This is a genomic window from Allobosea sp. OK403, from assembly GCF_900113835.1.
In the GTDB taxonomy this organism is placed as follows: Bacteria; Pseudomonadota; Alphaproteobacteria; order Rhizobiales; family Beijerinckiaceae; genus Allobosea.
The window spans coordinates 291977-306429 of sequence record NZ_FOQV01000002.1 but is presented as its reverse complement, the minus strand read 5'-3'; the positions used below and the strand labels follow the sequence as shown (position 1 = coordinate 306429).

Annotated in this window: 17 protein-coding genes; 8 read left to right on the top strand and 9 right to left on the bottom strand. The window is 65.2% G+C overall.

Annotated elements, in window-relative coordinates:
• Window positions 1–15: 15 nt before the first annotated feature.
• The 4 genes from BMZ97_RS07305 to BMZ97_RS07295 form a co-directional block, all read right to left on the bottom strand.
• The gene (locus BMZ97_RS07305; protein WP_092167133.1) at window positions 16–210 is read right to left on the bottom strand and encodes a hypothetical protein; all 195 of its coding nucleotides are present in this window, start codon (window positions 208–210) and stop codon (window positions 16–18) included.
• Complete coding sequence (locus BMZ97_RS31720) at window positions 207–338, bottom strand: hypothetical protein (RefSeq protein WP_280141730.1); 132 nt, start codon at window positions 336–338, stop codon at window positions 207–209. The genes BMZ97_RS07305 and BMZ97_RS31720 overlap by 4 nt, the downstream gene beginning before the upstream one ends.
• A 521-nt stretch (window positions 339–859) precedes the next feature.
• Window positions 860–1093: a hypothetical protein gene (locus BMZ97_RS07300; RefSeq protein ID WP_092167132.1), complete on the bottom strand. Its 234-nt coding sequence runs from the start codon at window positions 1091–1093 to the stop codon at window positions 860–862.
• A 10-nt stretch (window positions 1094–1103) separates the two neighbouring features.
• Complete coding sequence (locus BMZ97_RS07295; RefSeq protein ID WP_139221170.1) at window positions 1104–1289, bottom strand: hypothetical protein; 186 nt, start codon at window positions 1287–1289, stop codon at window positions 1104–1106.
• Window positions 1290–1742: 453 nt separating this feature from the next.
• Between BMZ97_RS07295 and BMZ97_RS07290 the strand changes: the two genes are divergently transcribed.
• From BMZ97_RS07290 to BMZ97_RS07265, 6 genes are all read left to right on the top strand, one after another.
• Complete coding sequence (locus BMZ97_RS07290) at window positions 1743–2921, top strand: lytic murein transglycosylase (RefSeq protein WP_210188219.1); 1179 nt, start codon at window positions 1743–1745, stop codon at window positions 2919–2921.
• Between the two features lie 99 nt (window positions 2922–3020).
• Window positions 3021–3407, top strand: a complete 387-nt coding sequence (locus BMZ97_RS07285; protein WP_092168708.1) for a RidA family protein — start codon at window positions 3021–3023, stop codon at window positions 3405–3407.
• A gap of 121 nt (window positions 3408–3528) precedes the next feature.
• Window positions 3529–5118, top strand: a complete 1590-nt coding sequence (locus BMZ97_RS07280; protein ID WP_092167126.1) for an ABC transporter substrate-binding protein — start codon at window positions 3529–3531, stop codon at window positions 5116–5118.
• A 223-nt stretch (window positions 5119–5341) separates the two neighbouring features.
• On the top strand, window positions 5342–6451 hold the full coding sequence (gene leuB / locus BMZ97_RS07275; protein WP_092167124.1) for a 3-isopropylmalate dehydrogenase: 1110 nt from the start codon (window positions 5342–5344) through the stop codon (window positions 6449–6451).
• 143 nt (window positions 6452–6594) lie between these two features.
• On the top strand, window positions 6595–7551 hold the full coding sequence (msrP, locus tag BMZ97_RS07270; RefSeq protein WP_092167123.1) for a protein-methionine-sulfoxide reductase catalytic subunit MsrP: 957 nt from the start codon (window positions 6595–6597) through the stop codon (window positions 7549–7551).
• Window positions 7552–7776: 225 nt separating this feature from the next.
• On the top strand, window positions 7777–8340 hold the full coding sequence (locus tag BMZ97_RS07265; protein ID WP_092168704.1) for a methylated-DNA--[protein]-cysteine S-methyltransferase: 564 nt from the start codon (window positions 7777–7779) through the stop codon (window positions 8338–8340).
• A 681-nt stretch (window positions 8341–9021) separates the two neighbouring features.
• Here BMZ97_RS07265 and BMZ97_RS07260 read toward each other — a convergent pair.
• The 3 genes from BMZ97_RS07260 to BMZ97_RS07250 form a co-directional block, all read right to left on the bottom strand.
• Window positions 9022–9912, bottom strand: coding sequence for a LysR family transcriptional regulator (locus BMZ97_RS07260; RefSeq protein ID WP_092167121.1), 891 nt, complete (start codon window positions 9910–9912; stop codon window positions 9022–9024).
• 142 nt (window positions 9913–10054) lie between these two features.
• Window positions 10055–11020, bottom strand: a complete 966-nt coding sequence (gene trxB / locus BMZ97_RS07255; protein ID WP_092168701.1) for a thioredoxin-disulfide reductase — start codon at window positions 11018–11020, stop codon at window positions 10055–10057.
• An 87-nt stretch (window positions 11021–11107) separates the two neighbouring features.
• Window positions 11108–12106, bottom strand: coding sequence for a mitochondrial fission ELM1 family protein (locus tag BMZ97_RS07250; RefSeq protein WP_348272098.1), 999 nt, complete (start codon window positions 12104–12106; stop codon window positions 11108–11110).
• 150 nt (window positions 12107–12256) lie between these two features.
• On the opposite strand from BMZ97_RS07250, the gene BMZ97_RS07245 reads away from it, so the two are divergent.
• On the top strand, window positions 12257–12721 hold the full coding sequence (locus BMZ97_RS07245) for an Lrp/AsnC family transcriptional regulator (protein WP_092168696.1): 465 nt from the start codon (window positions 12257–12259) through the stop codon (window positions 12719–12721).
• Window positions 12722–12728: 7 nt separating this feature from the next.
• Entirely contained in the window at window positions 12729–13178 is a 450-nt protein-coding gene (locus BMZ97_RS07240) for a GNAT family N-acetyltransferase (protein WP_092167118.1), read from the top strand.
• A 122-nt stretch (window positions 13179–13300) separates the two neighbouring features.
• Here the strand turns inward: BMZ97_RS07240 and BMZ97_RS07235 are convergent, their stop codons facing one another.
• Window positions 13301–13780 carry a hypothetical protein gene (locus BMZ97_RS07235; RefSeq protein ID WP_092167116.1) on the bottom strand — a complete coding sequence of 160 codons (480 nt, stop codon included), beginning with the start codon at window positions 13778–13780 and terminating at the stop codon, window positions 13301–13303.
• Window positions 13781–13895: 115 nt separating this feature from the next.
• Window positions 13896–14411, bottom strand: coding sequence for a hypothetical protein (locus BMZ97_RS07230; protein WP_092167114.1), 516 nt, complete (start codon window positions 14409–14411; stop codon window positions 13896–13898).
• Window positions 14412–14453: the final 42 nt, after the last annotated feature.

The following is a 14453-nucleotide window of genomic DNA, read 5'->3' as shown; positions in this document are numbered from 1 at the left end:
GGCCTGCCGCCGCCGCTACTTGTCGAAAAGCGGTGCCGCTTCCGGCCTCTTCGCCCGTAGCGGCGTCTTGCGGGTCATGCCCTTGGGCTTGGCAGCCGGCTCTTCGTCGTCAGTTGCCGGCTCCGGTGCCGTGACCGCTGGCGTCGGTGCGACAGGCTTGTCCGCCGGCTTTTCGGCCTTCTCGGGCTCGATCGTCTTGAAGCGGATCATTTCTTCTTCGGTCCGCCTGCCGCTTTGGCGACGACGGCCGCGAAGGTCGATGGCGCTGCGGCCGCGACCTTCGGTTTGTCCTGCTTCGGTTTCTTGGCTTCGCGATTGCCGCGCTGTTCTTTGGACATCGTCAGGCTCCTGGGCTCGAGGTTGTTAGGGACTATGGGGTTCGCGCGCTGCGAACCTTGGGATGCGCACGCCAAGGCGCACCCAAGTCGAGACGACTCGGCTGGCGCGCCGGGCGGCGAGGGGGGATCGCTATATCCTGGGATCGCCACGTCATGGCTGGCCGGCTTTCGCCTGCCGCGGCCGAGCCTGGCGGAACGCCAAGCTTCGTCATGTCGAAGCAGATGATGAGTCTAGGACAGTGGCGCGGGCAGCGCACGCTGTTTCTTCATGCCGCCAATTCTTCACGCAGCTTCGTCCCAGGCGAGCTTGCGCCGTAGCACGGACTTCACCGCGCCCGCGGTCCAGCGGGCGCGGCCATGGCAGGGGAAGCCGCGCCGGTTGAGCCGGCGCGCGATATCGGCGGGATCGGTGATACCGACACCGACGAGTTGCTCGATAATCTCGCCGGCTGCGCGGAGCAGGATGGCGGCGAGGTCGCGGTCCAGGCGGCGCGCCTGCCTGGCCGCCTGCTCGGCGTCGCTCAGCGGACACCCATGCCGAAGCTGGGCTCGACCGCGTTGGGCGAGAGCATCACGGCGTTGGGATGGCCGCCCTCGAACAATGCGAAGCGGACTGCGTCCTTCTTGTCGCGGAAAATCCCTTCCGAGCGGCCTTCGAGATCGCGTGCGACCCAGAAACCGGCTGTCGAGCGGCCGACCAGAAAGAGATGGCTGGCGGTGTCGAGTTCGGGATGGAACGGCTTGGCTTGGCCCATCGTGATGCCCTCAGCTCGCCAATGTGAGCCAAGCGCGCAGGCCGATGAAGCCGGCGGCAGCAAGGGCGATCAAACCCAGCATGCAGAGCTCTGCCGCAAACAAGCCGACCATCGGTCGCTTGGTGCGCAGCGTGCCGTAGACGGCTTTCGCGCGGCGCTGCTGACTGGGGTTGGGGTAGTGCGAATGCGTGGTCATCTCGATCTCCATCGATGCAGGAGATGTAGGTCCGATGCCGGTAAGCTTGCGATGTGGAAGACGCCGGCGCGCATAAAGCGGGCATAAAGACGGAACGACCGACCTCCGTCAGGGTTAACCCCCGTTAACCGGGTGGTCCTAGAGGTTGTTAGGGACTATGGGGGTGATTTGATGCTGGCGATTTTGCGCGAATGCCAGGAGTTCGAGGACGCAAACCTTTCGGTTTGCTACGAAGAACGACACCGCAGTCGCGCAAAAGCGCCGCGCCCTGCGGGTGAGGTGAAAACGACGGAGCTGCAGCGTCGCATCGCTTGCCGATACCGATGGTATCGCCGGTGCAATGCTCCTCCCATCTCCGCCGTTTTGACCTCATCAAATCGTCCCCATAGTCCCTAACAACCTCTAAATTCGCGCCAAGCTTGTGATTCGGTGGACCCAGTTTTCGGTGAGATGATGCGCGCATTGACCTTGGCCCTGCCTCTGATCCTCGTCGCCTCGGCAGCGCAGGCGGATTTCCAGTCTTGCGTGGCGGGCCTGCGTTCGGAGGCGGGCGCGAAGGGCGTCTCAGGCGCCACCTTCGACCGCGCCATGGCGGGCGTTCAGCCCGACATGAAGGTGATCGAGGCGATGAACAATCAGCCGGAGTTCAAGACGCCGATCTGGGACTATCTCGGCACGCTGGTCGATGACGAGAAGGTCGCGGAAGGCCGCGCCATGCTGCGCCAGCATGCTTCGACGCTTGCCGCCGCCGAAAGCCGCTTCGGCGTCGACCGCCACACCATCGTCGCGGTTTGGGGCGTCGAGAGCGATTTCGGCAAGGCGCGGGGCAAGATGCCGCTCGTCCAGGCGCTCTCGACCGGAGCCTGTCTCGCGCCGCGCCGCAACGCCTTCTTCAAGGGCGAGCTGATCGCGACGCTGCAGATCATCCAGCGCGGCGATCTGCGGCCGGAGCAATTGATGGGCTCCTGGGCCGGCGCCTTCGGCCACACGCAGTTCATCCCCTCGACCTATCTGCGCCTGGCTGTCGATGGCGATGGCGATGGCCGGCGCGACCTCGTCGATTCCATCCCCGACGCGCTGCATTCGACCGCAAACTTCATGGCCAAGGCGGGCTGGGTCACCGGCGCGCCCTGGGGCTATGAGGTGCGTGTGCCATCAGGTTACTCCGGCTCGACGGGGCGCAATCCCAAGCAGCCGGTTTCGTCCTGGGCGGCGCGCGGCATCGTCAAATTCGACGGCTCGGCGCTGACCGGCTCCGGCAATGCCGGGCTTTTGATGCCGGCGGGGCGCGAGGGGCCGGCCTTCCTCGTCTTCAAGAACTATGACGCGGCCTACAGCTACAATGGCGCGGACTCCTACGCTTTGGCGATCTCCCTTCTGTCCGATCGCCTGCGCGGCCGGCCCGGCGTGCAGGGTCAGTGGCCGACCGACGATCTGCCGCTCTCGCGCGAACAGCGCCGCGAGCTCCAGCGCCTGCTGATCGCGCGCGGCTATGATGTCGGCGAGCCGGACGGCGCGGTCGGCGCGCTGACGCGGGCGGCGATCAAGCAGATCGAGGCCAAGATCGGCATGGCGCAGACCGGTCGGCCGGGCGAAAAGGTGCTGCGGGCGCTGAAGAGTGGGCGGGTGTGAGGGACCGGCTCCAGTGCTTTTCATCGCGCGCAGAAATCGGGTGGCATGGCGCGCCGCCCGGTTTCAGACAGCGCGGGTGACCTCATCGGAGCCTATCGCATGACCCGCCGCCTCATCTCCACCGGTTCGCCCTTCGAGACCGCCTTCGGCTATTCCCGCGCCGTGATCGACGGCGATCTCGTCTTCGTCTCCGGCACGACCGGCTATGACTACGCCAGCATGACGCTGCCGGAGGATGCAGCCGAACAGGCACGCAATATTTTCCGCACGATCCAGACCGTGCTGGCGGAGGCCGGCTCGTCGCTTTCGCAGGTGGTGCGGGCGCAGTATTTCGTCACTGACCGGAGCTATTGCGAGCCGGTGCTGGGCGTCTGCGGCGAGGTCTTCGGGCAGATCCGCCCGGCTGCCGGCATCTATGTCGTCGCCGGCCTGCTCAAGCCCGAGATGAAGGTCGAGATCGAGGTCACCGCGCGGCTCGTGCCGTGATCTCGCCTGCCGCTGCGGCAGAGCCCGTGCGGCGATGGCCGATGAGTGATTGACGTCTGGTATATCTCTTGCTTGAGTTGGGCAGATCATCGAGCTGACCCGGACAGCAGGAGGAGATGCCATGCCGATCAATCGCCGCAATGCCTTGAAGGGAGCGGCTGCGCTCGCCGCTTCCGGTTTCATGCCGAATCGGGCTTTTTCGCAAAGCCGCGCCAATATCCTGCGCTTTATCCCGTCGACGCCACTGCCGTCGCTCGATCCGATCACGGCCACGAGCTATGTCATCCGCAATCATGGCTATCTGATATATGATACCCTCTTCGCGACGGACGCCCAGTTCGGCATCAAGCCGCAGATGGTCGAAGCCTGGGAGACCGCGCCGGACGGGTTGAAATGGACCTTCCGGCTGCGCGACGGGCTGCTCTTCCATGACGATCAGCCGGTCCGGGCACAGGATTGCATCGCCTCGATCGCGCGCTGGTCGAAGCGCGACGCTTTCGGCCAGACTTTCGCGACTTTCGTTGAAGGTTACGACGCGCTCGATCAGCGGACCTTCGCGATCCGGCTGAAGAAGCCGTTCCCGATGCTGCCGGCGGCGCTCGGCAAGCTGTCGTCGAACGTGCCGTTCATCATGCCCGAGCGGGTCGCGACGACCGACCACATGAAGAACATCACCGAGGCAGTCGGCTCCGGTCCCTGGCGCTTCATGGACAAGCAATGGGTGCCCGGCCAGAACGCGATCTATGAGCGCTTCGCCAAGTACAAGCCGCGCGAAGAAGCGCCGTCCTGGGCGGCGGGCGGCAAGATCGCTAGGATCGACCGCATCGAATGGCTGGCCCTGACCGAAGCCTCCGCGGCGGTCGGCGCGCTGATGCAGGGCGAAGTCGACTGGTACGAGCAGCCGCCGGTCGATCTCCTGCCCGTGCTCAAGGCCAACAAGGACATCGCCATCGAGAACGTGCCGCTCGGCCTGTTCCTGCTGATGCGATTCAACCAGATGCAGCCGCCCTTCAACAACCCCGGCATCCGCCGCGCCGTGATGATGGCGGTCAACCAGACCGACTACATGGAAGCCGTGGTCGGCGACAAGGCGTACTATCAGGAGGCCAAGACCTTCCTCACGCCGGGTTCGCCGATGTCGACCGGGGCGGGTGGCACGGAAGCGATGCAGGCCAATCTCGAGAAGGCCAAGGCCATGCTCAAGGAGGCCGGCTACAAGGGTGAGAAGGTCGTGCTGCTCGCACCGGCCGACCAGCCGATCGCCTACCAGCAATGCCTGGTGACCGAGGATCTGTTCAAGAAGCTCGGCATCAATGCGGAGCTCGTTGCCACCGATTGGGCGAGCTTCATCGGCCGGCGCGCCAATCGCGGCGCGCCCGAGCAGGGCGGCTGGTCGGCTTTCCACACGCTCTGGTCCTGCGCCGATACGCTCAACCCCGCGCTGCACCCGCTGATGCGCGCCAATGGCGGCGCCGCCTGGTTCGGCTGGCCGGACGACCCGACGATGGAAGGCCTGCGCGATCAGTGGATCGCCGAGCCGGATGCCGGAAAGCAGAAGGAGATCGCGGCTTCGCTGGAGCGGCGCGCCTTCGAGTTCGTGCCCTATGTTCCCGCCGGGCTGGTGCAGCAGCCGATGGCTTTCCGCAAGAGCCTGACCGGCATGGTGCTCTCGCCGGCACAGTTCTTCTGGAACATCGAGAAGAAGGCCTGAGGGGCTTCTCGTCGCCCTTGCAAGCGCAGCGAAGCAATCCAGGAGGTCCCGCTCTGGTCTCCCTGGGTTGCTTCGTCGCCGCGCTCTTCGCAAGGACGGGTCTGCGTGCGCCGCGAGGCTGCCCGCAACGTGATGCGCTTGCCTCCGCACGCTTCCGCTCGTAATCACGCCCCGCTGGGCCTTCGGGCCGGAGCGAGACGAAGAACCACGCGCGAGGCGACCCATGGCGACCCATAAGCTCCTGCTCCTGCCCGGCGACGGCATCGGCCCCGAGGTGATGGCCCAGGTCGAGACCGTGGTCTCCTGGTTCGAGAAGCGAGGCCTTGCCGGCTTCGCGATCGAGAAGGGGCTCGTCGGCGGCTGCGCCTATGACGCGCATAAGCAGGCGATCTCCGAAGGCGACATGAAGCTGGCCCAGGACGCGGACGCCGTGCTGTTCGGCGCGGTCGGCGGGCCGAAATGGGCCGATGTGCCCTATCAGCACCGCCCCGAGGCCGGCCTGCTGCGCTTGCGCAAGGATTTGGGGCTCTTCGCCAATCTGCGTCCCGCCATCTGCTATCCGGCGCTGGCCTCGGCCTCCTCGCTCAAGCCCGAGGTTGTCGAAGGCCTCGACATCCTGATCGTGCGCGAGCTCACCGGCGGCGTCTATTTCGGTGAGCCCAAGGAGATCGTCACGCTGGAGGACGGCTCCAGGCGCGGTGTCGACACGCAGGTCTACACCACCCCCGAGATCGAGCGGATCTGCCGCGTCGCCTTCGAGCTGGCGCGCACGCGCCGCAACAAGGTCTCCTCGGCCGAGAAGAACAATGTCATGAAGACCGGCGTGCTCTGGAAGCAGACGGTCACGGCGCTGCACGCCAAGGACTATGCCGATGTCGAGCTCGAGCATGTGCTCGCCGACAACTGCGCCATGCAGCTCGTGCGCTGGCCCAAGCAGTACGACGTCATCGTCACCGACAACCTCTTCGGCGATATCCTGTCGGATGTGGCGGCGATGCTGACCGGCTCGCTCGGCATGCTGCCCTCGGCTTCGCTGGGCGCGGAAGACCCCGTCACCGGCAAGCGCAAGGCGCTTTACGAGCCCGTCCATGGCTCGGCCCCGGACATCGCCGGCAAGGGCCTGGCCAATCCGATCGCGATGATCGGCTCCTTTGCCATGGCGCTGCGCTATTCCTTCGGGGCGATCGAGGCCGCCGACAGGCTCGAAGGCGCGATCGCCGACGTGCTCGACTCCGGCACGCGCACCAAGGACATCGCCGCGCCCGGCACGAACGCCGTCTCGACCAGTGAGATGGGGGCTGCGATCGTCAAGGCGCTGGAGACAAGGGGCTGAGACTGTTGCGTAGGCAGTAGGAACGGTCCGACTGCCTACTGCCCATTGCCTACTGCCCCTTCCACCTCTCCCCCTCGTGAGTTGCGTGTGACCTCGGAGCGTGCGCTAGACTGATTGCATCTGAAACGGAGCATGTCCGTCCGATGTTGATCAAACGCCGCGCTGGCTGGGAAATGCCCGAAAGCCAGGCCACGCCCGAGGCCGTCTTCATGAATCGCCGCGGCCTGCTCGGTGCGGGCGCGGGGCTGATTGCGAGCGCGGCCCTGCCGAAGCTGGCCGCCGCGCAAGGCGCCGACCCGACGCTCGATCTCTACCCCGCCAAGAAGAACGCCGCCTACACGCTCGACCGGCCGGTGACGGAGGAGGATCTGGCGGCGAACTACAATAATTTCTACGAGTTCGGCACGTCCAAGGATGTCGCCAGCGCCTCCAAGCGGCTGGCGACGCGGCCCTGGATGATCGCGATCGACGGCCTGGTCGAGAAGCCGATGGAGATCGGCATTGACGATCTGGTCCGCAAGATGACGCTGGAAGAGCGGCTCTATCGCTTCCGCTGTGTCGAGACCTGGTCGATGGCGGTGCCCTGGACGGGTTTCACCGTGAAATCGCTGGTCGAATTCGCCAAGCCGCTCTCATCAGCGAAATATGTGAAGTTCGAGACCTTCATGAACCCGAAGGTCGCGCCCGGCCAGTCGCAGCGCTGGTATCCCTGGCCCTATACGGAGGGGCTGACCATCGCCGAGGCGACCAGCGATCTGCCCTTGATGGTGACGGGGATCTACGGCAAGCCGACCCCGCCCCAACATGGCGCGCCGCTGCGCCTGATCACACCGTGGAAATACGGCTTCAAATCGGTGAAGTCGATCAGCAAGATCTCCTTCGTCACTGAGCGTCCCAAGACCTTCTGGGAGGGGCTGCAGGCTTCCGAGTATGGCTTCTGGGCCAATGTGAACCCGGAGGTTCCACACCCCCGCTGGAGCCAGGCGAGCGAGCAGGTGCTGGGCACGCGCGAGCGCCGCCCGACGCTGCTGTTCAACGGCTATGCCGAGCAGGTCGCAGGGCTCTACAAAGGGCTGGAGGGCGAGCGGCTCTATGTCTGAGCGCGAATTCTAGCGTCGCGGCCGTCTGGCGCGGCTTTCGGCGCTTCCGATGCTCACGGACTTATGTCCGCTCTGGTTCTCGAAAGCCACGCAAGAGCGGGATGCGAGAAAGTGGAAACCGGTTTTTCGCATTTATCCTGCTCGCGCTTTTTGATGAGAGCCGGCGTGTGCCGATGAATTCGCGAGAGCCTTCTGCGGCTACCGCCATTGGGCTATAAGGCAGGCATGCAGCATTTCGTTCTCTTCGACACGGCGATCGGCTCCTGCGCGCTGGCCTGGCAGGGTGAGCGCATCATCGGCGCGCAATTGCCCGAGCGAGACGAGGAGACGGCGCGCCGGCGTCTGACGCGGCGCTTCCCGGAGGCGAGCGAGGCCGCGCCTGTCGCCTTCATCGCGAGCGCCATGAACGAGGTCCGGGCGCTTCTCCAGGGTGAGCCGCGCGATCTTGCGCATCTGCCGATCGACCTCGACAGCGCACCGGCCTTCAACCGCAAGGTCTATGACGTTGCACTGACGATCCTGCCGGGCGAGACATTGACCTATGGCGAGGTCGCCGCCCGTATCGGCGAGCCGGGCGCAGCTCGCGCCGTCGGCATGGCGCTGGGCTCAAATCCGTGGCCGATCATCGTGCCCTGCCATCGCGTGCTGGCGGCCGGCGGCAAGACCGGTGGCTTCTCCGCCGATGGCGGCGTCGAAACCAAATTGCGCATGCTGACGATCGAGAAGGCGCGCACCAGCGCCGAGCCCAGCCTGTTCGGGGCATTGCCGCTGGAAGCGCGACGGCGGTAGCGGGCGGCTTTCGGAGCGGCTCAGCCGTCATGCTCGCCCTTGTGGCGAGCATTCGCGTCTTGGACACAGGTCTCGATCAGCGAAGACGGGGATGATTGGGACAAGCCCGGTCATGACGGGGATTGTCTCGCCGCGCTTCCGGCATGCCGAAAACACATGAAAAAAAGGCCGACCCCCGAGGGAGCCGGCCTTTGAAGTTTGAAACATCCAGCGCAAGCGCCAAACATCTCAGAGGGGAACGGCTGCAACGAACTCAACGCCGGGAGGAGGTAGCGGAGCCCGTTGCGAACAACCGTGTTTGCTATATCGGGCAGCAGCTGCCTTTTTGCAATGCAGCATAGATTGTATCAGCTATGCGCCTTGCGCATGGTGAGTCGTAAATAGTTGTAAATTGTCACGAAATTGTCGGAGGCTTATGCGCCTGACGCAGAAAAGCCGCCTTGCGGGATGCGCAAGGCGGCTTTTGTCTGAGAACCGGGCTCGGATCACGTCGCATTCGGACGGCATCGACAGGATGCCCTGCGAAAATCGGAAACCGCGCTTTTTCGCAACGCTCCAGAGCGGTCTCCAATCCAGTTGGATCGTTCAACAGCTCCAGCTTTTTGTTTTAACGCGTTTTCTCCACGCAAACGCTTCGCGTTTGTCGTGGGGGAACCGTTATCCGCTTCGCTCGAAAACGCTCTAGTAGGTCCAGCGCTGCGCCTTCTGGATCAGGAAGTCGCGGAACACCTGCACGCGGGCGACCGACTTCATTTCTTCCGGATAGACCAGATAGCTTTCGAGCTGCGGCATTTCGGTCTCCCGCAGCAACTGCATCAGGGGCGAACCGGTCTCGATCAGATAATCCGGCAGCACGGCGATGCCGGCCCCCGAATCGACTGCGCGCTTCATCGCGGTGATGTTGTTCACGGTCAGATGGATCGGGCGCGGGTTGCGCTGGTCGCGGCCCAGCGTACCGAGCCAGTGCACGGCCGTGAGGTAGGATGGCGAGGTGCCGCCGAAGGAGAGGATGCGGTGGTTGTCCAACTCCTCATAGCTCTTGGGCTCGCCGAAGCGCTTCACATAGGCCGGCGATCCGTAGACGTGGAAATGCACGGTGAAGAGCTTGCGCTGGATCAGGTCGGGCTGTTGCGGCTGGCGCAGCCGGATCGCGATGTCGGCCTCGCGCATCGAGAGATCGAGTTCCTCGTCGGTGAGGATGAGCTCGACCTTGATGTCGGGGTAGAGGTCCAGGAACTCGGCGAGGCGGGGTGTCAGCCAGTGCCCGCCGAGGCCGCGTGTCGCGGTGACCTTGAGCTCGCCGGAGGGGTGCTCGCGCGTCTCCGAAAGCTGGGCGCGGGTTCGCTCCAGGCGCTGCGTCATCTCGCGCGCAGCGCGCCAGAGCAATTCGCCCTGCTCGGTCAGGATCAGCCCGCGCGTATGCCGATGGAACAAGGGCGCACGCAATTCGCGCTCCAGCGCGCCGATCTGGCGGCTAACCGCAGATTGGCTCAGGCCCAGAACGTCTCCCGCCTTGGTAAAACTGCCGGATTCAGCGACGGTATAAAAAATCCTGATGCGGTCCCAATCCACCGCGGTCCCCCCGTTATGCGTTTCGTGCATGTTGGGGGGCAAAACCATTGCAGGTCAATGTCTGCGCGACATTGATGTTCTTTTTTCGCACTGAATCTAGTGACGAGATCCATCACAATTGGTGATATATCGGGCTGAGGTCTTACTCCGCCGCCTGGCGCTGCTCCAATTCGCTCGCCTGCAACCAGCGTTCGGCATCGAGCGCGGCCATGCAACCGAGGCCCGCTGCCGTCACGGCCTGGCGGTAATGCTCGTCGGTGACGTCGCCGGCGGCGAAAACGCCCGGGATATTGGTCTGGGCGGTGCCGGGGACGACGTCGAGATAGCCCGAATCACGCATGGTGAGCTGGCCGACGAAAAGTTCGGTCGCTGGCTTATGGCCGATCGCGATGAAGACGCCGTCGGTCTTGAGTTCGCTTTCCGCACCGGTTTTGAGGTTGCGCAGGCGCAGATGCGTGACGTTGGGCGGCTGTGTGCCGCCGCAGATCTCGGCGATCTCGCTATCCCAGACCACCGCGACCTTGGGGTGCTTGAACAGCCGGTCCTGCATCACCTTCTCGGCACGCAGCGAATCGCGCCGATGAACCAGCGTGACCTTGCTGGCGAGGTTGGCGAGGTAGAGCGCCTCCTCGACTGCCGTATTGCCGCCGCCGACGACCACAACCTCCTTGTTGCGGAAGAAGAAGCCGTCGCAGGTGGCGCAAGCCGAGACGCCAAAGCCCTGGAAGGTCTGTTCGGAGGGCAGGCCGAGCCATTTGGCCTGCGCGCCGGTGGCGACGATCAGCGCATCGCAGGAATAGGTCTCGCCGCCATCGCCCCAGAGCCGGAAGGGCCGCTGGGAGAGATCGACCTTCGAGATATGGTCGGAGACCATCCTGGTGCCCATATGCTCGGCTTGTGCGCGCATCTGCTCCATCAGCCAGGGGCCCTGGATCACATCGGCGAAGCCGGGATAGTTCTCGACATCGGTGGTGATCATCAGCTGGCCGCCAGCCTGCATGCCGGAGATCAGCACCGGCTCGAGCATGGCGCGGGCGGCATAGATCGCGGCGGTGTAGCCGGCGGGGCCGGAGCCGACGATCATGACGCGGGCATGGGTATGGGCCATCGTCTCATATTCCTGTTCGCGCGGCCGATGCCGCGACTTCATTCAGTCAGATACGGTCTCGATCGGCCGGTGCAAGGCTGCTCCGGCTCAAGGTTCGGCAAGCCCGAGTTCCGCCCTATGCCTGAGCCAGCCCTGGCGGACCGCCTCTGCAATCTCGGCCGTCGAGTCTAGCGGTTCATAGCGCGCGCCAGCAAGATGCCCCTCGAAGTGATGCACAGCGCCTTGCCGCTTCAGCGCCTCCAGGAATTTCGCCAGCTTGCCGTGGCCGCCATGTGGTTCGAAGACCAGGATAGGCACCCCGGTCGCGGTCGCCTCGCCGATCATGTTGGTCGAATCGGCCGTCGTGACGATCACGTCGGCATTGGCGAGCAGCGCGACGTAAGGGTTCTCGCCCGTGCCGTCCCACCACCAGCCCTTATGGCGGGCGAAGATCTCCGCGACCGCCGCGTCGAGCGCCGCCGATGTGCGCCGCGAGCGCGAACCCATCAGCGCCACGCCTGATGTCGCGAGCAGGTCGAGCAGGCCGGCGAAGCGCGCGGTGTCCTCTGGCTGGAAGCGATGGTGCCGGCTGTCGCCGCCGACGATGACCGCTGCACGTGGCGAGGGCAGGGCCGCGATCGCGGCGGGCGGATGCGCGCGGGCTTGCGCCAGTTGCTCCGGCGCGAGCCGGTGCGGCGAGGTCGTGGTGACGAGCACGTTCCGTCCGCGCAGGCGGTCGTGCTCGGCGACCCAGATGAAGTCTGCTGCGCCGGTCCCTGTGCGGGGGTCCTTCAGGATGGCGGTGAAGCTGTGGCCGTTCGAGGCCTTCTTGACCGCGCGCAGATAGGCGACCGCACGCCGGCCCGAGGCGATGACGATGTCGGGGAAGGGGGGGCGAATCGGGCTGCCTTCCCGCTCCGGCCCTTCGCGGGGGTCAATCGGCCCGCGCGGCATCAACCAGACAAAAGGCGCGCGCGGCGCGACGCGCCTGATCTCGGGTACGACGCCGAGACGCTCGGCCACGCCGAGGCATTGCACCTCGTCGCCGGCCTTGCCGTCGGTCAGGACCCAGATCGTCGGGAGCGGGTGGGCAGGCAAGGCGGGCACACTCCTTGAGCAGGATGCGAAAAAGTGGGAACCGGTTTTTCGCATTGATCCGGCTCTCGGCTGACATGGTCGATTGGGCTGGCACGGTCGATGCCTTGTATCGCGTCTATGCTGCGTCTACACCAGCGCGACCTTCTTTCGGGGCCTTTCGTGCGTTCAAAACTCGACGACATCGACCTGCGCATCCTGCGCGAGCTCCAGGCCGATGGGCGCATGACCAATGTCGAGCTGGCGAGCCGCGTCGGGATCTCGCCGCCGCCTTGCCTGCGCCGCGTCCGCGCGCTGGAGGAGGCCGGGCTGATCACCGGCTATCGCGCCCTCCTCGACGAGCGCAAGCTCGGGCTCGATGTGGTGTGTTTCGCCTTCGTGCATCTCGCCAGCCAGGCGGAGCCCGACCTCGAAGCCTTCCAGGCTCGCATCCGGGCCTGGGATGCGGTGCGCGAATGCTGGAAGCTCTCGGGCGACATTGATTTCATGCTGAAATGCGTCGCGCCCGACCTCAAGGCCTTCCAGGATTTCGTCGGCGACCTGACGGCGCTGCCCAATGTTCGCAATGTCCGTACCGCGCTCGCCTTCGACCGGGTCAAGGACGAGCCGATCGTGCCTTTCGGCTGAGGCGGCGATGCGGGGCATCCTTCGCAAGGCCGTTCCCGACGATCTTCCGGCGCTTCTGGCGCTCTATGCCGAACTCAGCACCGATGACGAGCTGCCACGGCCGGAGGATGCCGCGGAGACTTGGGCTGCGATTCTTGCCAACGAGATGGTCACTGTCCATGTCGCCGAAGTCGATGGGCGCGCCGTCTCGACTTGCGTCCTCGTGATCGTGCCCAATCTGACGCGTAATCAGAGCCCCTTCGCCATGATCGAGAACGTGGTGACACTGGCAGAGATGCGCGGGCATGGCCTGGGCAAGCGCGTGATCCAGGCGGCTTTCGCTCAGGCCTGGGCGGCCGGCTGCTACAAGGTCATGCTGATAACCGGACGCTCAGACCCCGCCGTCCTGGCGTTCTATGAATCCTGCGGCTTCGTGCGCGGCAAGACCGCCTTCCAGATCAGGCGGCCTCTCGATTAGAGCGTTTTCGAGCGAAGTGGACACCGGTTCCCCCGCGACAAACGCGAAGCGTTTGCGCGGAGAAAACGCGTTAAAACAAAGAGCTAGAGCTGTTGAACGATCCAATCGGATCGGAAACTGCTCTAGCCGCCGACATAGCGCCTGATCCAGCCCGCATTGGTGCGCACCATGCTGTCGATGCGCGCCGTGTCGATGCCGGGCGTGTACCAGTTCCCCGCCATGCCGGCCGAGGAGGAGGACAGTACCGGATAGGTCGCGATGACGCGGCCGTCGGACCCGATTACCGTCGCTTCCGATTCCATGCCGTCATCGGCTCCCGCCCCGCCAAAGCCGGTCGCTCCGCCGGAATAGCTCGGCATGCTGATGCCCAGCACCCTGACGACGAGGGAAGCGCCGCGGCCTTGCAGGCTGGGGCCGAGCGCGCCCGCGAGCTCACGCTCCATCGTGAACTTGATGCGCGCTGCATTGGGGCCGAGCCCTTGCGTGGTGAGGCGCGAGACATCGACCTGGACGGCGCCGGCGGCAAGGGCGGAGCGCCCGGTCGTGGCCAGGATAACTGGTGTGGCAAGGGCGGCGGAGAGAAGGGCGCGACGGTTCAGCATGATCTGCTCCTGTCATCCCGACATTCCCGTCGCGACGCGACAGCGATGCCGGCTGCGGAGACTCTAGATCAGGCGCAGGCGCCTCGCCATGGCGGTAGCGCGGTCGTGATCGGGCTCAGCCGGAGACGTAGCGCTTGATCCAGGCGGCGTTGGTCTGGATCAGCCCGGTCAGGCGGCGCTGGTCGATATCGGGCAGATACCAGGGGCCGGCCGCGCTCGCCGGCACGGTGGTGAGCACCGGATAGGTCGCGATGATCCGGTTTCCGCGCCCGACCAGCGTGGCCTCGCTGTCGAAGGAATCGGAGCTTTGGCTCGCGCCGCTGCCAACATGTCCGCCGCCACCGCCGCCGCCGGCATAGCTGTTCAGGAAGACGCCGCGTACGGCGACGTTCAGGGTCGGGCCGGCGCCGCGTCGCAAGGTCGATCCGAGCGCTGCCGTGAGCTCCTGCTCCAGCCCGATCTTGATTGCGAGCGCGTTGGAGCCCCAGCCCTGCGCCGCCAACCTGGAGACATCGACATGAATCGCGCCGATCGACGGAACCTGTGCCTGGGCCTCGGCGTGGCGCAGGGACGCCAGAACCAAGGCAGGCGCCGCCAAAGAGGCGGCAAGGATGGTGCGGCGGGTGGTCATGAGCCTGTCTCCAGCTACTGGGCGGGAGGATAGCGCGCCGAT